The following is a 25,152-nucleotide window of genomic DNA, read 5'->3' as shown; positions in this document are numbered from 1 at the left end:
CAAATTATGATATTATTTTGCTTTAACTTCAAAACCTTCTGCAACTGCTTCTGGGAAGTTTGCTTCAACGATTTCAGCACAGTGATCACAAATTGTAACACCGTATGAACGTTCTTTAGCTGTTGGATCAACACGACGGCAACGATCACAAACTTGTCCTTCAGCATGCGCTACTGTAAAGGCTACACCATCAAAGGCTACTGCATCGGCTGGTGCTGCTTCATCAGTAATAGTTAATTGTGATACGATCAACAATTGAGCAATATCGCTGTCAAGCGCTGTTAGAAGAGTTTTCACTTCTTCACCTGCGTAAATTGTCAAGTGAGCTTCTAATGATTTACCGATAACTTTAGCATTACGAGCTTCTTCCAATGCTTTTTGAGCTTGGTTACGAAGTGTCATGAAGGCATCCCATTCTTCAAGAATATTGTCTTGACCTTCAAAGACTTCAGCATCTGGTAATTCAGACAATTGAACAAATTCTTCTGGTTCAAATTCAAGGTATGACCAGATTTCTTCAGCTGTGTGTGGAAGAATTGGAGTCAACAATTTAGTGATTTTAACCAAGATATCGTAGAAGACTGTTTGCATTTGACGACGAGCAAGGTTATCTGCTGCTTCAATGTAAACAACATCTTTGGCAAAATCAAGATAGAAGGCTGACAAATCAACTGTGATGAAGTTAACAACTGCCTTGTAGATAGCCATGAAATCATAGTCTTCATAAGCTTTACGAATTGTTGCTACCAATTGGTTGAATTTAACAGTCATGTATTTATCAACTGAGCGCAAATCTTCGTAGGCAACAGCATCTTTATTTGGATTGAAATCTGTTGTGTTAGCAATCAAGAAACGAAGTGTGTTACGGATTTTACGGTAAGTTTCTGAAACTTGACCAAGAATTTCCATAGAAACACGAACGTCAGCGTCAGTATCCACTGAAGCTACCCACAAACGAAGGATTTCAGCACCGTATTGTTTAGCAACGTCGTTTGGTGAAATGATGTTACCTTTTGATTTAGACATTTTTTCACCTTTACCATCAAGAACGAATCCTTGAGAAAGCACTGCTTTGTAAGGAGCATGTCCATTGACAGCAACTGAAGTGATCAATGATGAGTTAAACCAACCACGGTATTGGTCAGAACCTTCAAGGTAAAGATCTGCTGGATATTCCAAACCTTCACGAGCATTCATAACACCGTTCCATGAAGAACCTGAATCGAACCATACGTCCATGATATCAGTTTCTTTAGTGAATTCACCATTTGGTGAACCTGGGTGAGTGAATCCTTCTGGAAGAAGATCTTTAGCATCACGTTCCCACCATACGATTGAACCAAATTCTTCGAACAAGTCAGCAACGTGGTCACTAACTTCTTTAGTCATGATTGCTGTACCATCTTCAGCGTAGAAGATTGGAAGTGGAACACCCCATGCACGTTGACGTGAGATAACCCAGTCACCACGGTCACGAATCATGTTGTAAAGACGAGTACGACCCCATTCAGGGTAGAATGTTGTACGATCAATTTCATCAAGGATATCTTGACGGAATTTAGAAACAGATGCAAACCATTGTGGAACTGCACGCCAGATGATAGGTTTTTTTGTACGCCAGTCAAATGGGTATGAGTGAGTGATAACTTCGCTAGCAAGCAAAAGATTACCAAGTTTTTCTTTAACAGTTGGAACTACTTTATCATAGAATTGACCTTGGAATTCAGGGCCAGCATTTTCCATCATGATACCGCGTTCGTCAACAGTAACGGCAACTTCAAGATTGTATTTAACACCTACGTTATAGTCATCTTCACCAAAACCAGGGGCAGTGTGGACAACACCAGTACCTGAATCAAGTGTAACGTGATCACCCAAGATAACAAGTTCATCTACTTCTGTATCCCATGGGTGTTCTGTAACGATGTATTCAAGTTCAGTACCTTTATGTTTTGCTACTACTTCAAATGATTCCCAACCGAATTTTTCAGCAAGACTATCCAAAAGTGCTTCAGCAACCACAAATTTACGATCATCGTTAGCAGGTTTAACAACAACATAATCCATATCAGGACCAACAGTCAAACCACGTGAAGCTGTTACTGTAAATGGAGTTGTTGTCCAAACAACGATGTATGTATCAGTATCAAGAACACCTTTACCATCTTTAACTTTGTTAGCATAGTAAAGTGATGTTGAATCAATATCGTGATATTCAATTTCTGCTTCGGCAAGGGCAGATTCAGATGACCATGACCAGTAGACAGGTTTTGCACCACGGTAGATGTATCCTTTATCAGCCATTGCACCAAATACGCGGATTTGTGCAGCTTCATATGCAGGAATAAGTGTTACATATGGATTTTCCCAATCCGCAGACACACCAAGACGTTTGAAGTCTTCACGTTGTTTATCTACTTGGCTAAGAGCATATTCACGACACATTTCAAGGTATTCAGTCAAAGGAATTTCTTTGCGTTTTACACCTTTTTTAGCCAATACTTGTTCAATTGGAAGTCCATGTGTATCCCAACCAGGAACATAAGGAGCACGGAAACCAGACATTGATTTTGAACGCACAATAATGTCTTTAGAAATTTTGTTCATGGCGTGACCAACGTGGATGTTACCATTAGCATATGGAGGTCCATCGTGGAGGTTAAATGAAGGTTTTCCTTCGTTTAATTGTTGACGTTTAGCATAGATGTCTGCTTCTTCCCATTCCTTTTGCCATTTAGGCTCTTTATTTGGGAGTCCAGCACGCATTGGAAAAGCAGTTTTTCCAAGATTAAGCGTTTCTTTTAATTTCATGACTACTCCTTATAGTAAATAATATTCAACTGCCTATGATGAATCATCGACAGAAAAATGACAATTTTTAAATGGTAAAACAAAACGAGCTCTCGCCTCAATAAGGACGAAAGCTCGTGGTACCACCTTAGTTTAGAAATTTAGCTACACTAAATAATAGGGTAGAAATCTAAATTTCCCTCTGTAACTCGTAAGGTGAGTTTATCCCTTTTATCCTACTTTATTCAGATAAAATCTTAGAAAAGGATAATTGATATCCCAGTGATTGCAGACCTCGCACCATCGTCCGCTCGCTGTAAATATAGCATATCAATCGCGTTTTTCTTATTCTTCAATATTTAGTTTAAATGTTTGTGTTTCGTTAAGGTTGATGTCGTCATCATCAATAACAGGAAGTTTTTGTGTTTCTTCAAGGTGTTTATTTCCTGCTTCAACACGGCGTTGCAATTCTTCCATTTCTTCTGGAGTGAATTGACGTGTAGCATCCATTGACAATTCGTCATCAGTTTCAGGCATTTCTTCTTCCAAAACTTTTTCAACAACTTCACGGAAAGCTGCATCAGAATTTTGGAGGTAAACAGCAGTTGGTTGCAACAACTCTGCCCATTCTGGTGAATTTGTCAAACCAAGTTGGCCTTCGATAGCAGCAACCAAACGTTGATGGAAGACACGTGTTTGACGTTTCAAATCTTCAGTTTCAACCGCAACACGTTTAGCTTCATCAGTTGCATCACGCAAAATTTGGTTTGCTTTTGATTTTGCTTCATCAATAAGATGTTGCGCATCGTAATTTGCTTTGCTAACAAGATTAGCAGCTTCATCATTAGCTGAAGTTTTTACTTTTTCAGCAGTTTCTTGAGCAAGAATAACAGATTGGCTCAAAGATTCTTTCATTTCATCGAAGTAAGCAAGCTTATCTTCCAAATCTTTAATTCTGTTTTCTTGTTCATGGTTACGACGAACCAAATCTTCGTAATCATCTACAACGATATCAAGAAATTCATTAACTTCTTCTTCGTCATATCCACGAAATTTTAATTTAAATGTTTTATCTTTAATATCAAGTGCTGTAAGTGCCATTGATTTCTCCTTATTTGTGTATCATCTTATCTACGGTCAATTTATATTTCCCATTCTTGGTAAGCCCATTCTCACTTAGAATTGAAAAACGACCAAATCCTCTAACACTAATCAAATCTCCAACTTGAAGCATTTCTGAAGTTCTATCAAGTGTTTGATAATTAAGTTTTACCTTCTCAGCATTAATAAGCTGAATCGCTTGACTTCGCGAAAGCTTCAAAACTGTTGCTAGAACTTTATCCAAACGCATACTTGAAACCATGATATCAAGTTGATGTGATTCTTTTTCACCAGTAATCAAATGATCAAGTGAAACTTCTTTTAGGCTCACGCTCGCTTTAGCAATCTTAGTCACATTAGCTCTAAAATAATCAACCATATTTTTAGTGACTAAGAGCTGTGCGTAGCCAGTTTCAACTAAAATATCTCCAATAATCGTACGCTTTACCCCAAGTTTGTGAAGTAAAGTTCCCATTATCTGAGCATGAGTCAATTGATTAAATTTGGAATTATAATTCACTTCTAGCAGTGCTAATTCAAAATCTTTCAAATCCAACTCATAATAATCAGGAGCAATCAGTATACGTGCGTACTCTGCTGGATAATAATCACTTGAAACAAAGTAGCGCGAATCTCGATTTCCAAGAATACTTTTAGCAATCTCAATTTGCCGAGGATTTAGAAAATCTGTTAATGAATAAGCGTATGTCTCTTCCACCCTCTGAGCAACATCATCCATTTTTTCAATGAACTCATACTCATCAGGTCTAAAATGTTGATAAATTCCTTTTTTCATCGAACTAATAACATAATGAGAATACGACTTAGTAGATTCAAGGCAATAACTGCAGCCCAAATCGTAAAGTCTAATCCCATAAATTGAAGATTTAAACGTTGGAAAGGTTTAATGACTGGTTCAACTACTTGAACCAGTAGACGACCCAAACCAGTGTTGTAGGCGCCTGGGAACCACGATAGAAGCGCATACGCAATTAGCAGATAAGAGTAAAATTGAATGGTTTTTAATAGTACAATTAATACAAAAATCATATATTAGCGTCTCTTCATGTCAAAGTCGAATCCGACATCTTGTCCTGCATTTGGGATTGGAAGTTCCTCGAGATTGACGATGACATTTGATGGAGTCAACAAATACATTGAACTACCAACTTTTTGAAGACTTCCATAAAGAACTTTACTTGCACCATCAATAAAATCAAGACAACGACGTGCTTGTGCATCAAGCATATATTGGAAATCAATCAAAATACATTCATTAACAATCAATAAATCAACGATTTCTTGAGCATCCTCGTATTTACGTGGGTATTTCAAAGCAATAGTCGTTGTCGTTTGATTGTTACGAACTTGCAATTGTTCTTCACGACGTTGATTCAATGAATGAACGTGTTGATTTTCATCAACTGCTCGTCTTTGTTGAGGTTGTACGCGTTGGCGAACAGCTCCACCAGCCTGAACTTGTTGAGCACGTGCAGACGAATATTGCTGCTCTACTCTTCTAGGGGCTTGCTGTGGCTTTGCCTCAACTTGTTGTTGAATTCGAGGTTGCTGAACCTCTTCCTCAACAGTTTCTTCAACATCACTTACCTCATCAGTATCGAAATAAGAGATTAGTTTGTCAAATTTATCTTTAAAAGCCATGTTTTTCTCCCGTTATTTAAAGAATGATGAACCAATTCTGACAAAAGTTGCCCCATTGCGAATAGCAATTGGGAAATCACCACTCATCCCCATACTTAATTCTGTAAAAGGCATATGAGGTAATTGTCGTGCATGCAATTCTTGTCTAAGCTGATCGGCTTTTCCAAAAATGTCATCAATTTCACCTTCAGAGGCATTCTTAGGCGCCATCGTCATCAATCCTACAATTTCCACTTTATCAAAGTCAGAGATTTTGGCTAAAGCTTCATCAATTTCTGAAACTTTAAAGCCATGTTTGCTCTCTTCTTCGGAAATATTAATCTGTAGGAAGCATTTAATGGGATGCTCTGCTCTTTTCTGGAATTCAGCAGCTAATTTAACAGAATCTAAAGCGTGAAAGTAATCAACATAATTAATTACATTTTTTACTTTACGACGCTGAAGTGTACCAATCAGGTGCCATGTTAAATTTCTATCTTTTAACGCTTCATACTTATCCAGAAACATATCGACCCTATTTTCACCAATATGTTCAATACCTGTGTCAATAAGACGAGCAGCAACACCACTATCAACATACTTCGTCACAGCAATAATTTTGACACTTTCTTGTGAACGATTGGCTGCTTTTGTTGCTTGCGCAACCTGTTCAAAAACAAGGTCTTTATTTTTTTGAAAATCGGTCATTAACGATTTTTAAAGAATGGTGGTGTTTCAAGTTCATCATCAGCATCTTCGTTTGCTGTGAATGTTGACATAGTTAATTTACTATCTAACTCACCTTCAGTTGGACGTGCGATGTTATCGCGACGAAGATCCCAATTTCCAAATGAATTATCTTTTTGTTGTGATTGGTTAGCTGTTGGTTGTTGTGAAGCTGGCATTGCGTGGTTTTCGCTCATATCGTAGTCAAAGTTTGAACGACGTTCAAATGTTGTTTGACTAGGTTGTTGAGCACGTTCTGAAGCATATTGTGCGCCTGCTGCTTGTTGTGCATTGTTTTTAGCAAATGAACGAGTTGGTTGTGTACGGAAACCAGCTGCTTGTTCAGCACGATCTTGATGAACACCAGTAGCAACTACAGTTACGCGGATTTCATCTTTCATTGTGTCATCAATAGATGTACCAAGCCAAATGTTAACGCCTTTACCAGCTGCTTGACTGATGATTTCTGAAGCTTCTTCTGCTTCAGTAAGAGTCATATCAAGACCACCAGTTACGTTAACGATAACATCTTCAGCACCATCGATTGTTGTTTCAAGAAGTGGAGAGAAGATTGCTTTACGAGCTGCTTCAGTAATACGTTCTTCACCAGAACCAATACCGATACCCATAAGAGCATTACCTTTATTAGCCATAACTGTTTTAACATCGGCAAAGTCAAGGTTGATAAGACCTGGATTTGTAATCAAATCAGTGATACCTTGAACACCTTGACGGAGAACGTTATCAGCTTCGCTAAGAGCTTCAAGAAGTGGAGTTTTCTTATCAACGATTTCAAGAAGGTTGTTGTTTGAGATGATAAGTAATGTATCAACTTGTTCACGAAGTTCTTGAATACCTTCTGCTGCAAAGTTCCCACGTTTGTTACCTTCAAAACCGAATGGACGTGTTACAACTGCAACTGTAAGAGCTCCTAGACTTTTTGCGATACGTGCGATAACTGGTGCAGCACCTGTACCAGATCCACCACCCATACCAGCAGTGATGAAGACCATATCAGCACCTGTAAGAGCTTCTGTCAATACTTCTTCGCTTTCTTCGGCAGCTTTACGACCAACCTCAGGTTGTCCTCCAGCACCGAGTCCACGAGTTAATTTAGGGCCTAACTGAATAACAGTTTCAGCTTTTGAAGAGCTCAATGCTTGGATATCAGTGTTTGCTGCGATAAATTCAACACCAGCAACACCTTCATCAATCATACGGTTGATGGCGTTACCTCCGCCACCACCGACACCAATAACTTTAATAACTGCACCTTGTACTGATGCTGTGTCAAATGAAAATGCCATTTTTATTCCTCACTTATTGTTTAGTCAAACATACTTCCGAAAATACCACGAACACGTTCACTAAGTTTTGATTTTGGTTCTTCGTGTCTTTGTACCGGTTGAACTGGAGCTGGTTGTGGTACCATGTTTTCGTTAACTGGCACAGCTGGTTCATTATTGTACGCAACTCGTGGTTGTACTTGTAGCTGTGGTTCGAAATCAACTGGCTTACGACGAAGCAATTCTTCACCAGATACCGCACGTTGAGCAATAACATCAACTTCACTCATTGTACCAACGTATTCAACTAAGCTAATAACGTTAGCAAACATTGGGTTACGGATACCAACTTGATTTGGAACATGGAGTTTGACAGTTGTTCCAAAGATTTCTTGAGCAACTTCAACCACACCTGGCATAATTGCTCCACCACCAACAAGAATAATTCCTCCAGGTAGGTCAAGTAGACGTCCACGTTCTAAATCTTGTTTAACACGATCTAGAATGTGACGAACGCGTGCAGAAATGATTTCTGACAAGTAGCGTTCACTAACTGAAATTGGTGATTCACTACCAACAACATCAACTTGAACAGTTTCTGAAAGGCTTGCTTCTTCTAAGTTTGCTTGACCAAAGTTAAATTTAAGGGCTTCAGCAATTTCCATAGAAGTTTTCAAGACTTTTGAAATGTCTTTAGTGACATATTCGCCACCTTCCGGGTAGATGTTTGTGTATTGTAATTCTTGTGCTCGCATAGAGGCAACAGTTGTTTGACCACCACCCATATCAATCACAGTAGCACCAAATTCACGTTCACCTTCGTTAAGCACTGATTTTGCTAAAGCAAGTGGTGAAATAATAACATTTTCAACACTGATACCAGCACGTTCTACTGTTTTACGAAGGTTATGAAGAATTGTTGTTGGTCCAGTATAAATCAAACCACGCATTTCCAAGCGAATCCCCATCATACCACGTGGATCACGAATACCTTGGAAACCATCAACGATAAATTCTTCTGGAATCAAAGAGATAACTTCACGTTCTGGAGTGATACTCTTTGTTAATGCTGATTTAACGACGCTATCAACGTCTTCATCTTTAATTTCCTTTGATTCACTAGGAACCGGAATCATACCTTGAGTCGGTTCGATTTGAAGCAAGTTTGCAGGAAGACCAACATTAATCTTATCGATTGTCATTCCGGCTTTTTCTTCTGCTTGTTCAACCGCTGTTTTGATTGCTTCTGCAGCTGCTTCAATATCTATAATAATACCGTCTTTTACTCCCGTACTGGGAACGTTACTCACACCAATCACGTTCATTTCGCCAGAAACAAATTCTGCTACTAGAACTTTAATCGAGCTTGTTCCTATATCCAATCCTGTAAAAAAGCCATTTCTAGCCATTCACTCGACCTCACTATCTTTCCAATCATTTACTATTCTAAAATCTGCATAAAATCAGAATTATTCAGAAAATATTATATCATAAAAAAACGTAAAATGTTATCATTTTACGTTTTTTGTTATAGAAACTTAATTTTATTGTTGAGCGGCTTGTTCAGCGGCTGGATCGTTATCTGTCTGTTCTTCGTTAATCGCTTCAGATGCTTGATTCTCACCGTTTTCAGGCTCAGTAGATTCAGTTACCGTGGCATCCTCACTTGATTCCATTTGAGAGTTCTGCTCTTCATCAGTTTTGTCATCTGATTCCGGTTTATTCTCGTTTTTAGCTTTTTCTTTGTCTGCCGCAACAGATGCTTCGATAGACTCAGAAGTTGCATAAATTCCAACTTCCATATCGACGATACTATTTTCAGGCAAGCCATCCTTAATTTTTAGATAATAAGGCAATTTTTTAGCTAATTCAGACAAAGGAACACGGATAACATTTCCGTCATGCATCTCCAATTTTAGCAAATCTGATGTTGTCGCAGAATCAGCTGAACTAACAATTTGAATTTGATTAACCAAATCTTTGTCCAACTTTGAAAAAGCTTTGACTAGTTTTTGAATATCTTTTTCTGATGATAGATTAATCGTTAGGAAACTATCTGGTAATTCAGAAGCCCCTACAAGACCGATTCGTGTCCCGTTTTCAAGGATTGGTTGGTAACCATCGTCGGTCTGAGCATAGGCAATAATATTATACTCTTTGACATCTATGTTTAGCTTATTTGGAAAACGATAAGCAAAACTAGCACTTTTCACCATTTTATTTTTAGTGATGATATTCTTTTCATAAGCTGAATGGTGGAAAATCAATGAGAAGAGGTAATTAGATGGTTTGATTCCTGAGTCTTTAATAACTTCTTCTTGACTGATAGTAGACGCCCCTGTAACAGTAATGATTTTCTTTTTACTAAATGGCGTTACCAAAAAAATCGATACCAACAAAAGCACGGCTGAAGTGATGATAACTGGTAATGCATGGTGAATAGCTTTTTGAAGAGGTGTTCTTTCTTTTTTAGCATCAAGTTTTTGTAGTTTTTTAGCTTCCTTAACCTTTTTCTTATCTTCAGCACTTAATGCTTTATCTTCTGCTTTTTCAGCCTCAGCAGATTTTGCATCTTTTTTAGTTTTTGGTGTACGTTCTAAACGCAATTTTTCTTGGCGTTTTTTCTTTTCCGCTTTTTCAGCTTCCTTTTTCTTTAGAAACTCAATATTGCGTTTTTGCCATTCCGTCAAGGCCGATTTTTTTTCTGATTTATCTTTTTGACCTTTTTTAGGCTCTTTCTTTTTTGTCATTTAAATTCCTTTTGCAGTCTTAGAAATATCTTGCTTAAGCAGATTATAAAACTCTTCTTGTGACTTGATTTCAGTGGAATTTTTCATTTGTGTGTGATAGCTATTTTCTTGTTCAAAAAGTTGTGTTAACTCTTCTTCTAAATTTGAAAATGTTAGCTCGTCTTCAGAAAGTTGGCGAGCATAGCCTTTTTTCTCAAAATAAGCAGCATTTTCCAGCTGGTCTCCTCGACTAGCTTCTTTTCCAAGAGGCACAATCAAGTGTAATTTATTCATGGCAACCAACTCAAAAATAGTATTTGAACCACCGCGTGTCACAACAACATCTGCCATGTCCATCAAAGGCTGATAAAGGTCTGTGACATAATCAACTCGATAGAGATTTTGACTCAATCCGTTTAAACTTTTATCTCCTGAAATATTGATAACATTGTAATGTTCAACCAATTCAGGGGTATTTGTAATAAAGTCATTAAAAACACGTGCCCCCGCAGAACCACCGATGAAAAGAAGTGTTTTCAAGTCAGGGTTAAAGTGTTTTTTAATATCTTCAATTTTGCTTTCATCATAAGCAACTTTACTACCAACTTTTGTAATCGCACCAACATGTTTTGCTTTCACCAAGCCTTCAGCTTGTTCAAATGTTGTGTACATTGTCGTCGCAAATTTATAAGCGATTTTATTAGCAAGTCCCATTGATAAGTCAGATTCATGGACAAAAACAGGAACACCTAGTGTTTTCGCTGCAATAACTGGTGGGACTGACACAAAGCCACCTTTTGAAAAGAGGGCTTGTGGACGAATTTTAGCAATAATAGCAATTGATTGAAGAATACCAAATGAAACTTTAAACACATCAAGCATATTTTGCCATGAGAAATAACGTCTTAGTTTTCCTGTTGCAATAGAATGGAAAGTGACATCTAGACCTGATTTTTCAATTTGTTCATGCTCGATTCCGTGTTTATCACCGATATAGTGAACTTCCCAACCATCTTTGATGAATTTCGGGATAAGAATCAAATTCAAGGTAACATGACCTACGGTACCACCACCGGTAAAGACAATTTTCTTAGCCATGCTTATTCTCCTTTAATGGCTTCAAAAGTTGCGATGAATTCATCACCACGAACTTCAAAACTCTTGTACATATCCCAGCTTGCGTTAGCAGGACTTAGGAGAACGACATCTCCAGCTTCAGCTTTACCATAAGCAATACGAGCTGCATCAGCAACGTCTTTAGCATCAACATAAGGAACATTAGCTTTATCTGCTGCACGTTTCACACGAGGTGCCGATTCACCAAGAATAACCATTAATTTAACGCCAGTAATATCTGGAACAAGTCCATCAAATTCGTTTCCGCGATCAAGTCCACCAGCAATCAAGATAACTTTTGAATTATCAAAACCAGAAAGAGCTTTTTGAGTAGCTAGAATGTTAGTTGATTTAGAATCGTTATAGAATTTAATACCATTAACTTCACCAAGGGATTGAAGACGGTGTTTAACACCACCAAAGTGAGCTAATGTTTCCTTAATGGCATCATTTGCAATTCCTGACAATTTAGCTACTGCAATTGTTGCCAAAGCATTTTCAACATTGTGGCTACCAGGAACTCCGATTTCTGAGGCTTTCATAATGACTTCGCCTTTAAAGTACAAAGTATCGCCATCAAGGTATGCACCATCAACTTTTTCAGTTGTAGAAAACGGCACCACTTGCGCTGCTGTTTTTTGAGCCAATTCTTTTGCCAAATCTTGGTTAAAATTAAGCACTACAAAATCATCAGCAGTCATGTTTTTTTGAATATTCCATTTTGCTGCAACGTAGTCTTCAAAAGTACCGTGATAATCAATATGAGTTGGCATAAGGTTCGTGATAACAGCGATATGTGGGTGGAAAGTATCAGTTCCCATTAATTGGAAAGAAGACAATTCCATAACCAAAGTATCTTTATCTGTCGCTGTTTGAGCCACTTCAGAAGCAGGAAAACCAATATTTCCTGAAAGAAGACCTGATTTACCACCATTATTAAGTGTTTCAGCAATCATAGTTGTTGTTGTTGTTTTTCCATTTGAACCTGTAATCCCAATAATTGGAGCATCAGAAATCATATAGGCTAATTCAACTTCTGTGATGACTGGAATATTTTTTTCAATCGCACGAGCTACCATCGGATTGTCGTAACGAATACCTGGGTTTTTAACCATTAATTCGAAATTTTCATCCAAAAGTTCCAATGGGTGGCTACCGCAAATAACTTTAATTCCTTCTTCAAGAAGTGATTGTGCAGCTGGATTTTCATCAAATGGTTTACCATCATTAACGGTAACAATGGCACCCAATTTTTCAAGGAGTCGCGCTGCAGCTTCTCCAGATTTTGCTAAACCAAGAACTAAGACTTTTTTATTTTCAAATGTTTCAATTTTTTTCATAATATATCCATTCTAACATTGCAAATATAATATTATTCTACCTTTATTTAAGGCGTTTTTCAATCATTCTACGGCATTTAAGACAATCTTAGTGTCGCAATGTCTGATAGAGTGTTTATGACAAAAAAAGCTGAGTAAATACTCAGCCTCTTTCGCTATATTGCTCTTTTTCATTTTTCTTAACAGGTAAGCGATAGACGTCCCTTAATGCGAAAAATCCCAAGGCAACCATAGCAAGTGCAAGAAAAATTTCTGGTGGTGATTGCATGATTCTAACAAAGCTCATTACCGCTAATACAAGTAGCATAGCTACTAAGCCAACCAAGCCAATCATTCCAAGAGTATTACGAATTGTTTTAGGAGCCATGAAAATATAATATGAAATAATTAAGATTGCAATAATTAAATAAAACATTTCATGATTCCTTTCTTTTTAACAATTCTTTTCTATTAGCTTCCAAGTTCGGACCTAAAGCAGTCCTCTGGACTTCTTCGCTTATTTATTTTTAGGCTCAGACCTAAAACAGCCCTCCGGACTGTTTTACTCCTCTGCAGATTTTTTCTTTTTAGCCGCTTTTGCACGTAAGTTTTTATCAAGGATTTGTTTACGCAAGCGGATTGATTCTGGGGTAACTTCCATGTATTCATCATCATTCAAGAATTCAAGTGATTCTTCAAGAGTCAAGATACGTGGAGTTTTGATAACAGCTGTTTGGTCTTTAGTAGCTGAACGAACGTTTGTCATTTGTTTAGCTTTAGTGATATTAACTGTCAAATCGTTTTCACGTGAATTTTCACCGATAATCATACCTTCGTATACTTCAGTACCTGGGTTAACGAAGATTGTACCGCGTTCTTCAACAGACATGATTGAGTATGTTGTTGCTTTACCTGTATCGATAGATACAAGAGCACCACGACGACGTCCACCGATTTCAGCATTGATTACTGGCATGTATTGGTCGAATGTGTGGTTCATGATACCGTAACCGTGAGTCATTGAAAGGAACTCAGTTGGGTAACCGATAAGTCCACGAGCTGGTGCCAAGAAGACAAGACGTGTTTGACCATTACCAGTTGATTGCATGTCAATCATTTCACCTTTACGTTCTGACAATGATTGAATTACTGAACCTTGGTATTCTTCTGGTGTGTCGATTTGAACACGTTCGAATGGTTCGCATTTCACGCCATCAATTTCTTTAATGATTACTTCTGGACGTGATACTTGAAGTTCGTATCCTTCACGACGCATTGTTTCGATAAGGATTGACAAGTGCAATTCACCACGACCTGAAACAGTCCATTTATCAGGTGAATCAGTTGCTTCAACACGAAGTGATACGTCAGTTTGCAATTCAGCAAGCAAACGTTCTTCAACTTTACGAGATGTAACGTATTTACCTTCACGACCAGCAAATGGTGAGTTATTTGCCAAGAATGTCATTTGAAGAGTCGGTTCATCAATGTGAAGGATTGGAAGTGGTTCAACACAATCAGTCGGAGTGATTGTTTCACCAACGAAGATATCTTCCATACCTGAGATAGCAATCAAATCACCGGCTTTAGCTTCTTGGATTTCACGACGTTCAAGCCCGAAGAAACCAAACAATTTAGTAACACGGAAGTTTTTAGTTGAGCCATCAAGTTTAGAAAGTGTAACTTGGTCACCAACTTTAACAGTACCGCGGAAGATACGTCCGATACCGATACGTCCAACGAAGTCGTTATAGTCAAGAAGTGACACTTGGAATTGAAGTGGTTCTTCTGAGTTATCAACCGGAGCTGGAATATGGTCAATGATTGTATCAAAGACTGGAGCCATTGTGTGTTCTTGATCAGCTGGATCATCAGAAAGTGATGAAGTACCGTTGATAGCTGATGCGTAAACAACTGGGAATTCTAATTGATCATCGTCTGCACCAAGTTCGATGAAGAGTTCAAGAACTTCGTCAACAACTTCTGCTGGGCGAGCTGATGGTTTATCAATTTTGTTAACAACAACGATTGGTGTTAAGTTTTGTTCAAGAGCTTTTTTCAACACAAAACGTGTTTGAGGCATAGTACCTTCGTAAGCATCGACAACAAGCACAACACCATCAACCATTTTCATGATACGTTCAACTTCTCCACCGAAGTCCGCGTGTCCTGGCGTGTCCATGATATTGATACGAACACCATTGTAAGCAACTGCAGTATTTTTAGCAAGGATTGTAATTCCACGTTCTTTTTCAAGATCGTTTGAGTCCATTGCACGTTCTTGCAATTCTTTACGTTCGTCAAGTGTGTGTGATTGTTTCAATAATTCATCAACAAGGGTTGTTTTCCCGTGGTCAACGTGGGCGATAATCGCCACGTTACGAATATCTTCTCTTAATTTAGTCATGATTCCTCGATTTATTTTTAATTTATTCTAACTTTTGAATTATACCACAAATCCTATGAAAAAACAGCGATAAAACAAGTGTAAATGTTTTCAGACATGGATTTAGCTTCTATAGTATGTAAAAAGATGGGAACCACATCCCATCTTTTGTTATGCTTTAACTATTTCAGCATTGTCTTATTCGACATAAGCGGTGCTGACAACGCTCCAATTGGTTGCTTCGAGTGTTCCTTGTTCAAGATAGCCGTCTGCGTTAACACGATATAAGGCTAAACGTGTTTTTGAATCGCTGTTTTTACGGACACTAGCATAAACCAAATTGTCATCATATGCTTTGACATTTACAAAATAATTCTCTTTATCTTCATCAGATAATTGATTTTGCGAAGCATAAATGGCAAGAACCCAAGCTTCCACTTGCTCAGTCGTTAAATTTTTAGTATCAATGGCCTCAGCAACAGCTGCTTTGTCGGTTGGTACTAATTTGAGATTAGTGTTTAACGAATAAGTGAATTTGCTAGAGGTTGTTGTCCAGAATTGTGGATAAATATAGCCATTTTTGACATAAATTCCCGAAGCAAATTTTGGTGTTGTTTGGTAACTACCACCGATACCACCAAAAATAAGTGCCCCGATGGCTTCACTACCACTTCCATCAGCAGGATAAAAACGATAAACACCTTGCGCCACTTCCTCATAACCAGAAACACGCTCTGTAACAATATAATTAGACTGATTTTTGGTCATTGTGCCATCTTCACTGATTGTCAGAATAACTCCGTCATAATCAGCTGTTTTCCAATTCCCAACAAGCTCCACAGGGACACCTTGTTTTATCGTTGAAGAGGTCTTGGTCTCGCTCGTGCTTGATGAACTTGAAGAACTTGATGTACTTGTTGACGTAGCCGTTGTAGATGGCGACCATTCCGCCTTATTATTGGCGGTTGTTTCGCGATTGAAAGCTGTGACGAGATACAAAATAATCAGAGCCAAGAAAACCAATGGACTGATTAAAAGAATCCTGATTAAACGACGTTTCTTGTTTTCTTGCAGCTTCTCGACATAAACATTGCGTAACGCTTCAAGTTTCTTTTTCTCATCTTCGTCTGTTACTTGGCTTAATTCCAAATCCAATTGAAAAATCTGATTTTTGAGGTATTTTGATTTCAGGGTATCCTTACTCTCATCGTTTTTTCTCTTTAAATTTTCTTTTTCAAATTCCATATTTTGGTAAATGATTAACTTTCTTTAACTTTTCCTGTCCAGTAGTCAAAGCCGTCTTTAAGGACGTAAAGATTTGTGTAACCAGCTTTTTTAAGTGTTTTTATAACACGTGGAAGAGCAGTACTTCTACTGCTGTCGTATAAAAGAACTGGTTTGTCTTTACGAATAGCTGAATATGACATTTGAATTTGACTAGCTGGGAGATTACGTGCTCCCATAATATGTTTTGTTTTAAAAGCAGCCGCTTCACGAACGTCAATTAATTGACTAGTGTGAATCATGCTTTCAAACTCTGCGTTATCAATGAATTTTGCTGCGCGACGTACACTAATGTATGTCCATGCGAACCACCCTACGATAACGACTAGAGCAATTAGAAAAACTATCCAGTTCATTTTTTGCCTCTTATTAATCTACGAATTGACTTGCAAGACTTGCAGCACCGATGATACCTGCATCGTTACCAAGTTCAGCGATTTTCACTTTAGTTGTTTTACGAACTTGTGGGAATGCGTAAGTAACGAAGTATTTTTCAACACGGCTACGCAAGAATTCACCTGCAGCAGATACACCACCACCGATAACAACTGAATCTGGGTTCAAGATGTTTGCGATGTTAGCAGTTGCTTGTCCAAGGTAGAAACCAACTTTTTCAACAACTGAATCTGCGAAGTGATCACCAGCTTCAGCAGCTACAAAGATATCTTTACTTGTTACAACATCACCATTGTCAATAGCTGCTTTAATTTTTGAATCACCTTCATATTCTTCAGCCAAGTGACGAGCTACACGGACAACACCTGTTGCTGAAGCAACTGTTTCAAGACATCCTTTGTTACCACATGTACATTCGAAACCATCGACTGGTTCAACATTCATGTGACCAATTTCTCCACCAGCACCAGCAACACCGTGGATAAGGTTACCGTCAGCGATAACACCACCACCAACACCAGTTCCAAGTGTTACGAAAACAACATCAGGGTTGTTAGCACCAGCACCTGTCCAACGTTCACCAAGTGCGGCAACGTTAGCATCGTTATCGATGGCAAATGGAATACCAAGTTCACGTTCAATAACTGAACCAACTTCTTCAGTGTGTGCCCAGTTCAAGTTGAATGCACCTGTAACAGTTTTATTTTCACGATCAACAGCACCTGGTGACCCCATACCGATACCTGCAAAATCATCTTTTGTCAAACCATAAAGATTCAAACGGTGTTTGATTGACTCAACGATGTCAGGAACGATGTGTTTACCATCTTCAAGTGTATTTGTATCGATTGCCCATTTTTCTTGAACTTCACCTTCAAGAGTTAGGATACCGAATTTAATCGTTGTTCCACCTAGGTCAATCCCTAAAAGTTTTTTAGTCATTATTTTCTTTCTCCATTTCTAAACGGTGCTCGCGACGCAAAATTAATTCTGCATTCAGGTAGTCAGCCTTGTCAATCAACCCATTTTCATACAATTTCTCAAGCTCAAGTTTCATGACCTCTATATCATAAAGACGTTTACCGATATAGACAAAAATACCGAACCGTTTTAACAGTTGCTGCACGTCAAATAAAGTTTTCATACGAAGCATTTTATCAAAAATAAGACGTTTTTTCAATAGGACATGCAATCGTTTTCTTTATTTTCACGTTTTCATTTGTTTTCATGAAAAAATAGCGGACCAATCAGCCCGCTATTTGCTATTTTTTAGAAAATTATTTGATTCCAGGAGCTTGTCCACGTTCTGCTTGCAACATCCAGATTGTTTTTTCAGCATCAGCTTTTGCTGCTGTGAAAATGTCATTTGATGGAGCATCGCCTTCTTCATCAGTCACGTCTAGACCAACTTGATAAAGAGCTGAAAGATAAGTGTAAACTTCAACCAAACGAGCCAAATTTTCATCCATTGTCTTGTCAAATGAACCTTTAGTTTCTTCTAACTTGGAATTGTCATCGAATTCTTTAAGAGTTGAGTATGGTGCTCCACCGATTGTAATCAAACGTTCGCTGATTTCATCCAAGTTAGCGTTAAGAGCATCCATCAATTCGTCCATTTTTGGATGAAGATAGAAGAATCCTGCACCACGCATGTACCAGTGAATTTGGTGAACAATAGAAGCAGCTTTTGAAAGGTCTGCTACTGCTTGATTAAGCACAGCTTTTGTTTTAGCATTTTTTGCATTTTGTGAAATGTTATGTGTTACAGATGCATAAATTGTTTCAGTCATTGTTTGAGTCATAAGCGACCTCCTCTAAAAAATAAAATCAATGGTTTTAGGAAACATTTCCTTTTCTTTACGATTATATTTTAGAATAATTCTAAATAAGTAGCAACTAATATGCTCATAACTTTTAAAATTTTTTTCGAATAATAAGGTATGGACACTTTATTATTCTTTTTTCTTGGGGCATCGCTTGCTTCATTTATTGGTTTAGTCGTTGATCGTTTTCCTGAAGAATCCATTTTATTTCCAGCTAGTCATTGTAATGCTTGCGGGAAACAACTGAGACCAGTAGATTTAATTCCAGTCGTTTCTCAGATTTTAAACCGTTCACGCTGTCATTTTTGCAAGGCTAAAATTCCTTTATGGTACGGATTTTTTGAATTTGCCTGCGGATTAGCTACCGCTTTTTGTTACCACGGCATTGTCGCTTTATCAACTCTTTTTATTTTCTTCTTTAGTTTAACCCTTAGCTTATATGATTTTAAGCACCAATCCTTTCCACTATTAATATGGTTAATTCCTAGTTCACTACTTCTCTTTTTTCTCCCTATTAATAAACTAACCATTATTCTTCTTTTACTTGGAATCATAGCTTATCTTTTTGACATAAAAATGGGAAGCGGTGATTTTTTCTATCTTGCAACTTTGAGTCTCTTTTTTGACTTACAAGGTGTTTTATGGATTATTGAATTTGGATCATTGGCTGGCATTCTTTTTTGTATCTTTTATAAAAATAGACGTATTCCCTTTGTTCCCTTTCTATTTTTAGGATATGTTTTGTTTGTATTTTTAAGCACACTTAATTTTTTTATTAAATATAGTTAAAAATACTTCATTTTTAAAATTCTTCTGCTATAATAGGCCTTGAATAAGAGTTTTAGAAAAGAGGGCTGCCTTTGGAAACTACTGTCAATTCTCAAAAATCACTTAGCGAGGTCAATCAAAGTATTGCTGTTCCAAAAAATGCCTCATTTTGGCGAACACTTCGAGCTTTTATCGGACCAGGAGCTTTAGTGGCTGTTGGTTATATGGATCCAGGTAACTGGATTACTAGTGTTGTTGGTGGAGCTACTTATAAATATCTACTTTTATCAGTTGTTTTAATCTCATCTTTAATTGCTATGCAATTGCAGCAGATGGCAGGAAAACTAGGTATTGTGACTCAAAAGGATTTAGCGCAAGCAACTGCTGCTCATTTGCCAAAAAAGTTACGTTACTTTTTATTTGTTGTCATTGAATTAGCCTTGATGGCGACTGATTTGGCAGAAGTTATTGGATCTGGGATTGCGCTTCATTTATTATTTGGATGGCCGTTACTGTTTTCCATTTTGATAACTATTTTAGATGTTTTTATTCTCTTATCCTTGATGAAGCTTGGCTTTCGTAAAATTGAAGCTTTGGTTTCAACCTTGATTGCAACGATTTTGATTATCTTCTTATATTTAGTCTTGTTATCAAAACCAAGTTTCTCAGGTATCTTACATGGCTATATTCCTCAGCCGTCTATCATAGATTTGCATCAAAGTGGCGTTAATAGTAAATTGACACTTGCTTTAGGGATTATTGGTGCAACCGTAATGCCACATAATCTCTATCTTCACTCATCCATTTCACAAACACGTAAAGTTGATTATTCCAGTCAAGCCTCGGTAAAACAAGCGGTACGTTTTATGACTTGGGATTCCAATATTCAATTAACGATTGCTTTTGTGGTCAACTCACTTCTTCTTATCTTAGGAGCATCACTCTTTTATGGACACGCTAATGACATTAACGCTTTTTCACAAATGTATGATGCCCTTCAAGATTCAAATATTGCAGGAGCTGTTGCTAGTGCTGCTTTGTCAACTCTATTTGCTATTGCGCTTTTAGCCAGCGGACAAAACTCTACCATCACTGGAACTCTAACTGGACAAATTGTCATGGAAGGTTTCTTAAAACTACGATTACCTCAATGGTTAATCCGACTAGTCACGCGTTTAGTTGCCTTAGCTCCAGTCTTGATTATCGCACTTCTTTACGGTAGTCAAGAAAGTGTCCTTGATCAGTTGATTGTTTACTCACAAGTCTTCCTATCACTTGCGCTTCCTTTCTCTATTTTTCCTTTGGTGTATTTCACATCAAATCGCAAGATTATGGGAGACTTCGTCAATAGCAAATGGAATTCTATTTTAGGCTACTTAGTAGCAATCATTTTAACTGTCTTAAACTTAAAATTAATTATTGATTTGTTTTAAACCCAAAAAAACCACTCATTGAGTGGTTTTCTTTTATTTTTGATAAGATGAACCGTATTTAACAAATTCTGCAACGTCTGCAGTCTTTCCTTCGTGTAAATCTCGAACGATTTTAGTTCCGACAATAACGCCGTCAGATACTTTATTAAAGCGTTCAATATCAGCTTTTGTTGACACTCCAAATCCTGTTAATACTGGAATATCAGCTACTGCTTCTAGGTTCGTCAAATGTTTATCCAAATCATCTCGGTAATTACCTGTTTTACCAGTAACACCGTTAATAGCTACTGCATAGATGAAGCCTTCTGCTCCTTGGCACAATGTTTTTTGACGTTCAATACCAGTTGTCAAACTAACAAGTGGAACAAGCGCAATATCTGTATTGTCAAGATATGGTTTAATCATATCTTCATGTTCATGTGGCAAATCAGGAATAATCAAGCCTTTAACAGACGTATTTTTTAAATCATGGATAAATTTTTCGATGCCGTATTGGTAAACAGGGTTAATATAAGTCATGATCACCAAAGGCACATCGACAGTTTGTTCTTGCAATTTTTTAACAATTGCTGTCAAATTCACACCTTTAGCCAAACTGCGTTGTCCTGCTAGTTCAATGACTGGCCCATCAGCAACAGGATCAGACCAAGAAATACCTACTTCAATTGCAGAAGCTCCGCTATTTTCCAAAAAAGTAATGGTATCAAATAAACCGTCTAAAGCTTTGTCATGGTCACCTGCCATGATATAAGGAACAAAAATTCCTTTGCCGCTGGCTTTAATCTCATTTAGATGTTTTGTAAGTGTCTTTGTCATAATTATTTCCCTTCTGCTTCCAAACGTTCTTTAACTTGAACAACATCCTTGTCCCCGCGTCCTGATAGGCAAACGATAATTGACTTGTCTGGTCCAAGTTCTTTAGCTACTTTTTGGGTAAGAGCGACGGCGTGACTTGACTCAAGGGCTGGGATAATTCCTTCCAAGCGTGAAAGGAGCATAAATGCTTCAAGCGCTTCTTCATCCGTAATAGAATCGTATGTTGCACGACCAATATCTTTAAAGTGACAATGTTCTGGCCCAACACCTGGATAATCAAGCCCAGCTGAAATAGAGAAAGCTTCCATGATTTGTCCATGACGGTCTTGAAGAACGTTCATCAAAGCACCGTGCAAAATACCTGGACGACCTTTGGCAAAAGTAGCAGCATGTTCTTCGGTATCAAGGCCATGTCCGGCTGCTTCTGCACCATAAAGGGCAACTGATTCATCTTCAACAAATGGATAGAATAAGCCAATAGCATTTGAGCCACCACCAATACAAGCTAGAACAGCATCTGGCAATTTTCCGCCTGAAATCTCAGCATATTGTTTCTTAGCTTCTTTACCGATTACTGATTGAAAATCACGTACAATTTCTGGGAAAGGTGCAGGACCAAGTGCTGAGCCCATAATATAATGTGTGTCTTCAATATTAGCTACCCAAGAACGAAGAGCAGCATTAACAGCGTCTTTCAAAACACGTGAACCATCTGTTACAGCATGAACTTTAGCACCAAGCAATTCCATACGGAAAACATTGAGTGCTTGACGTTTGACATCTTCTTCACCCATATAAATGGTACATTCCATATCAAACAGCGCTGCTGCTGTGGCTGTTGCTACACCGTGCTGACCAGCACCAGTTTCAGCAATGATTTTCTTTTTCCCCATACGTTTAGCCAAAAGAACTTGACCAAGAGCATTATTGATTTTGTGCGCCCCTGTATGGTTGAGGTCTTCACGTTTGAGGTAGATTTTTGCACCACCGATATGTTTGGTTAAACGTTCTGCGTAATAAAGAGGTGTTTCACGTCCAACATAATTTTTAAGTAATTCATCAAGTTCTGCTTGAAAACTTGGGTCTGCTTTTGCTTCACGATAAGCCTTATCAAGCTCAATCACAGCAGTCATCAATGTTTCTGGGACAAATTGCCCACCAAATTTTCCGTAAAATCCCTTAGTATCTGGTTGGTTATAGCTCATTTTTTCACACTTTCTATAAATCTTGTAATCTTCAATAAATCTTTTTTACCATCCGTCTCAACACCAGAAGAAACATCAACAGCGTAGGGTCGAAAGAAAGTTATAGCTTGTCCGACATTATCGACAGTCAATCCACCTGCTAAAAAATATGACTTCGCTATCTTTTTATCCTTTAGCAGTTCCCAATCAAATGTCTTTCCGGAACCAGCTAGGGGGGCGTCAAATAATAGAAAATCCGCTTTAGTGTGAATTTCTTCCAGTGTTTTTTGGACAGGAATGGCACGAATACTTGGAACTCCAATTTTTTCAAAGTCCTCATCAGCAAACTCACCATGAATTTGCACAAGATCAAGAGGCACTTTAGTTATGGCTTCTTGAAGCTCCAAGAGGGTCGGACTTACAAAAACACCAACTTTTTGGACAGTTTCTGGAATAAACTGAGCTAAATGACTAGCTTGTTTTATGCCGACTTGTCGTTTACTTTTGGCAAAGACAAAGCCAATGTAATCAGCTCCGCTTTTTACCGCTTGTTCGACAGCTTCTTTAGTTGAAAGTCCGCAAATTTTAACCTTTGTCAACTTGCAACTCCTTCACTTTTTCAGCAACATTATCAGCTTTCATAAGTGCTGTTCCTACTAAAATCCCATTGAAAAATGGAGCAACAAGGCTAGCATCTTCTTTGGTAAAAATAGCTGATTCTGAAATATAAACAGCATCTGATTTAAAATGCGCTGATAATTCTAAGCTTGTATTGATATCTGTTTCAAAGGTCACTAGATTACGGTTGTTAACTCCAATAATCTTAGCTCCAATACGATGAGCGACTTCTAACTCTGCTAAGTTATGTGTCTCAAGCAAAACTTCCAGGCCAAGACCAGTTGCAAAATCGTAAAGTTCTTTTAAACGCGCTTCAGAAAGAGCCGCCACAATTAATAGAACAGCAGTCGCTCCTGCATTACGGCTTCGAATAATTTGTTTTTCATCAATGATAAAATCTTTAGCTAAAGTTGGAATCTTAACTTGACTTGAAATCTGACGCAAATAATCAATATTCCCCTTGAAGAAAAAGGGATCAGTCAAAACAGAAATCATCACCGCGCCGCTATCTTGATAAGTCTTAGCTTGTTTAACAATATCAACATCGAGATTAATATCACCTAGACTTGGACTGGCTTTTTTTACCTCAGCAATAACTTGAAGATTATTAGCGTTATTTTTAAGATAGTCATATAATTTATAAGTCTCACGAAGAGGTTGTAATGGTTCAAGTTCTAGACTTTCAACTTCCTTAGCTTTTTGTTTCAAGATGGTTGGTAAAAATTCTTTACTCATACTTGTACCTCTTGCAGTTGACGAAGCTTAGCAAGTGCTGAACCATCAGCAATTAATTGACGAGCAAGATCAACACCAGCCGCTAGACTATCAACTTTACCATTAGCATAAAAACCAAGTCCCGCATTAAGTACGGTTGTTTCAAGATATGGACTAGCCTGATTTTCCAAAACACTCATCAGAATTTCAGCATTTTGTTTGGCATCACCACCAACAATGTCATCTAGTTCAACTTTTGGCATACCTAAATCTTTATAGGTAAAGCGATGTTGGCTGATTTTTCCATCATCAAGCAAAGTATAAGTATTTTCACCATAAAGCGCTGCTTCGTCCATATTATTTGGGCCAGTGACGATAATGGCACGTTTACGACCAAGTTTTTGCATCACTTGTGCTGCTGTTTCTTGTAAATCTGCACGATACAAGCCCATTAACTGCGTTTCAAGGTCAAGTGGATTTGCTAAAGGACCAACAATATTCATGATAGTTGGAATACCAAGTGTTTTGCGAGCTGGACCGATAAAGCGCATAGCTGGATGCATGGTTTGCGCAAAGATAAAAGCAAGTCCTACTTCATCAAGTGCTTTTGATAATGTGGCTGGTGAAGCAGCAATATTGATCCCTAAAGCTTCAAGAACATCAGCTGAACCAGATTTTGAGGATACCGAACGATTACCACCTTTTGCGATGCGAATACCACCAGCTGCTAAAATAAAGCAAGCTGTTGTTGAAATATTAAAACTGTAAGATTGGTCACCACCTGTACCGCAATTACACATAGCATCTGTAAAATCTTCTGGTAAATCAACGGCATGACTTTTCAGAGCACGGACAATACCAGTAATTTCAGAAGGTGTTTCACCTTTTACTTTAAGTCCCATTAGAAAAGCGGCAATTTCACTTTCTGAAATAGTATTATTTAGAATACTATCAAATAATGCTTCGACTTGTTCTTCTGATAAATCTTCTCTGTTAGCAATTTGATTAAAGAGTTCTTTCAT

At 37.9% G+C, this 25,152-nt stretch carries 25 protein-coding genes; 2 read left to right on the top strand and 23 right to left on the bottom strand.

Annotated features, from left to right (window positions below; translation table 11 throughout):
* Positions 1–12 precede the first annotated feature (12 nt).
* The 18 genes from ileS to B4D49_RS07910 form a co-directional block, all read right to left on the bottom strand.
* Complete coding sequence (ileS, locus tag B4D49_RS07995; RefSeq protein WP_286784061.1) at positions 13–2,811, bottom strand: isoleucine--tRNA ligase; 2,799 nt, start codon at positions 2,809–2,811, stop codon at positions 13–15.
* A gap of 324 nt (positions 2,812–3,135) precedes the next feature.
* Positions 3,136–3,891 (bottom strand): DivIVA domain-containing protein, encoded by a 756-nt coding sequence (locus B4D49_RS07990; RefSeq protein ID WP_199544435.1) that lies wholly within the window; start codon positions 3,889–3,891, stop codon positions 3,136–3,138.
* Between the two features lie 10 nt (positions 3,892–3,901).
* A complete protein-coding gene (locus B4D49_RS07985) occupies positions 3,902–4,687 on the bottom strand; it encodes an RNA-binding protein (RefSeq protein WP_286784060.1) in 786 nt (261 codons plus the stop codon).
* A complete protein-coding gene (locus B4D49_RS07980; protein ID WP_132869290.1) occupies positions 4,684–4,941 on the bottom strand; it encodes a YggT family protein in 258 nt (85 codons plus the stop codon). The genes B4D49_RS07985 and B4D49_RS07980 overlap by 4 nt, the downstream gene beginning before the upstream one ends.
* Positions 4,942–4,944: 3 nt before the next feature.
* Positions 4,945–5,553 carry a cell division protein SepF gene (locus B4D49_RS07975; protein WP_132869289.1) on the bottom strand — a complete coding sequence of 203 codons (609 nt, stop codon included), beginning with the start codon at positions 5,551–5,553 and terminating at the stop codon, positions 4,945–4,947.
* 12 nt (positions 5,554–5,565) lie between these two features.
* A complete protein-coding gene (locus B4D49_RS07970) occupies positions 5,566–6,240 on the bottom strand; it encodes a YggS family pyridoxal phosphate-dependent enzyme (RefSeq protein ID WP_286784059.1) in 675 nt (224 codons plus the stop codon).
* The gene (gene ftsZ, locus B4D49_RS07965; RefSeq protein ID WP_132869287.1) at positions 6,240–7,565 is read right to left on the bottom strand and encodes a cell division protein FtsZ; all 1,326 of its coding nucleotides are present in this window, start codon (positions 7,563–7,565) and stop codon (positions 6,240–6,242) included. Before ftsZ ends, B4D49_RS07970 begins: the two co-directional genes overlap by 1 nt.
* A gap of 20 nt (positions 7,566–7,585) precedes the next feature.
* Positions 7,586–8,953 (bottom strand): cell division protein FtsA, encoded by a 1,368-nt coding sequence (gene ftsA / locus B4D49_RS07960; RefSeq protein ID WP_199544442.1) that lies wholly within the window; start codon positions 8,951–8,953, stop codon positions 7,586–7,588.
* A gap of 135 nt (positions 8,954–9,088) precedes the next feature.
* Positions 9,089–10,294, bottom strand: coding sequence for a cell division protein FtsQ/DivIB (locus tag B4D49_RS07955; RefSeq protein WP_199544444.1), 1,206 nt, complete (start codon positions 10,292–10,294; stop codon positions 9,089–9,091).
* Positions 10,295–11,371: a UDP-N-acetylglucosamine--N-acetylmuramyl-(pentapeptide) pyrophosphoryl-undecaprenol N-acetylglucosamine transferase gene (locus B4D49_RS07950; protein WP_286784058.1), complete on the bottom strand. Its 1,077-nt coding sequence runs from the start codon at positions 11,369–11,371 to the stop codon at positions 10,295–10,297. It lies immediately after the preceding gene.
* Between the two features lie 2 nt (positions 11,372–11,373).
* Positions 11,374–12,729, bottom strand: a complete 1,356-nt coding sequence (gene murD, locus B4D49_RS07945; protein WP_286784057.1) for a UDP-N-acetylmuramoyl-L-alanine--D-glutamate ligase — start codon at positions 12,727–12,729, stop codon at positions 11,374–11,376.
* Positions 12,730–12,871: 142 nt separating this feature from the next.
* Complete coding sequence (locus B4D49_RS07940) at positions 12,872–13,144, bottom strand: DUF3165 family protein (RefSeq protein WP_132869552.1); 273 nt, start codon at positions 13,142–13,144, stop codon at positions 12,872–12,874.
* A gap of 126 nt (positions 13,145–13,270) precedes the next feature.
* Positions 13,271–15,115: a translational GTPase TypA gene (gene typA, locus B4D49_RS07935; protein ID WP_199544457.1), complete on the bottom strand. Its 1,845-nt coding sequence runs from the start codon at positions 15,113–15,115 to the stop codon at positions 13,271–13,273.
* A 177-nt stretch (positions 15,116–15,292) separates the two neighbouring features.
* Positions 15,293–16,339 (bottom strand): hypothetical protein, encoded by a 1,047-nt coding sequence (locus B4D49_RS07930; protein WP_286784056.1) that lies wholly within the window; start codon positions 16,337–16,339, stop codon positions 15,293–15,295.
* A 14-nt stretch (positions 16,340–16,353) separates the two neighbouring features.
* Complete coding sequence (locus tag B4D49_RS07925) at positions 16,354–16,734, bottom strand: rhodanese-like domain-containing protein (RefSeq protein ID WP_252526660.1); 381 nt, start codon at positions 16,732–16,734, stop codon at positions 16,354–16,356.
* A 13-nt stretch (positions 16,735–16,747) separates the two neighbouring features.
* Positions 16,748–17,716 (bottom strand): ROK family glucokinase, encoded by a 969-nt coding sequence (locus B4D49_RS07920; protein WP_039697292.1) that lies wholly within the window; start codon positions 17,714–17,716, stop codon positions 16,748–16,750.
* On the bottom strand, positions 17,709–17,918 hold the full coding sequence (locus B4D49_RS07915) for a YqgQ family protein (RefSeq protein WP_006531568.1): 210 nt from the start codon (positions 17,916–17,918) through the stop codon (positions 17,709–17,711). Before B4D49_RS07915 ends, B4D49_RS07920 begins: the two co-directional genes overlap by 8 nt.
* A 133-nt stretch (positions 17,919–18,051) precedes the next feature.
* Positions 18,052–18,576: a Dps family protein gene (locus B4D49_RS07910; RefSeq protein ID WP_132869548.1), complete on the bottom strand. Its 525-nt coding sequence runs from the start codon at positions 18,574–18,576 to the stop codon at positions 18,052–18,054.
* 138 nt (positions 18,577–18,714) lie between these two features.
* On the opposite strand from B4D49_RS07910, the gene B4D49_RS07905 reads away from it, so the two are divergent.
* Entirely contained in the window at positions 18,715–19,386 is a 672-nt protein-coding gene (locus tag B4D49_RS07905; RefSeq protein ID WP_286784055.1) for a prepilin peptidase, read from the top strand.
* Positions 19,387–19,457: 71 nt separating this feature from the next.
* On the top strand, positions 19,458–20,798 hold the full coding sequence (locus B4D49_RS07900) for an Nramp family divalent metal transporter (protein WP_286784054.1): 1,341 nt from the start codon (positions 19,458–19,460) through the stop codon (positions 20,796–20,798).
* 33 nt (positions 20,799–20,831) lie between these two features.
* Here B4D49_RS07900 and trpA read toward each other — a convergent pair whose 3' ends face one another.
* Genes trpA through trpD form a run of 5 tightly spaced genes read right to left on the bottom strand, consistent with a single transcriptional unit; the run spans position 20,832 to position 25,152 of the window.
* A complete protein-coding gene (trpA, locus tag B4D49_RS07895) occupies positions 20,832–21,614 on the bottom strand; it encodes a tryptophan synthase subunit alpha (protein ID WP_286784053.1) in 783 nt (260 codons plus the stop codon).
* A gap of 2 nt (positions 21,615–21,616) precedes the next feature.
* Positions 21,617–22,819: a tryptophan synthase subunit beta gene (gene trpB / locus B4D49_RS07890; protein WP_286784052.1), complete on the bottom strand. Its 1,203-nt coding sequence runs from the start codon at positions 22,817–22,819 to the stop codon at positions 21,617–21,619.
* Complete coding sequence (locus B4D49_RS07885; RefSeq protein ID WP_286784051.1) at positions 22,816–23,397, bottom strand: phosphoribosylanthranilate isomerase; 582 nt, start codon at positions 23,395–23,397, stop codon at positions 22,816–22,818. Before B4D49_RS07885 ends, trpB begins: the two co-directional genes overlap by 4 nt.
* Entirely contained in the window at positions 23,384–24,151 is a 768-nt protein-coding gene (gene trpC / locus B4D49_RS07880) for an indole-3-glycerol phosphate synthase TrpC (protein WP_286784050.1), read from the bottom strand. The genes B4D49_RS07885 and trpC overlap by 14 nt, the downstream gene beginning before the upstream one ends.
* Positions 24,148–25,152, bottom strand: coding sequence for an anthranilate phosphoribosyltransferase (trpD, locus tag B4D49_RS07875; RefSeq protein WP_286784049.1), 1,005 nt, complete (start codon positions 25,150–25,152; stop codon positions 24,148–24,150). Before trpD ends, trpC begins: the two co-directional genes overlap by 4 nt.

Origin of the sequence: Streptococcus sp. UBA4344 (assembly GCF_002393675.1) — a bacterium.
In the GTDB taxonomy this organism is placed as follows: domain Bacteria; phylum Bacillota; class Bacilli; order Lactobacillales; family Streptococcaceae; genus Streptococcus; species Streptococcus vicugnae.
This window is presented reverse-complemented; position numbering and strand designations above follow the sequence as displayed.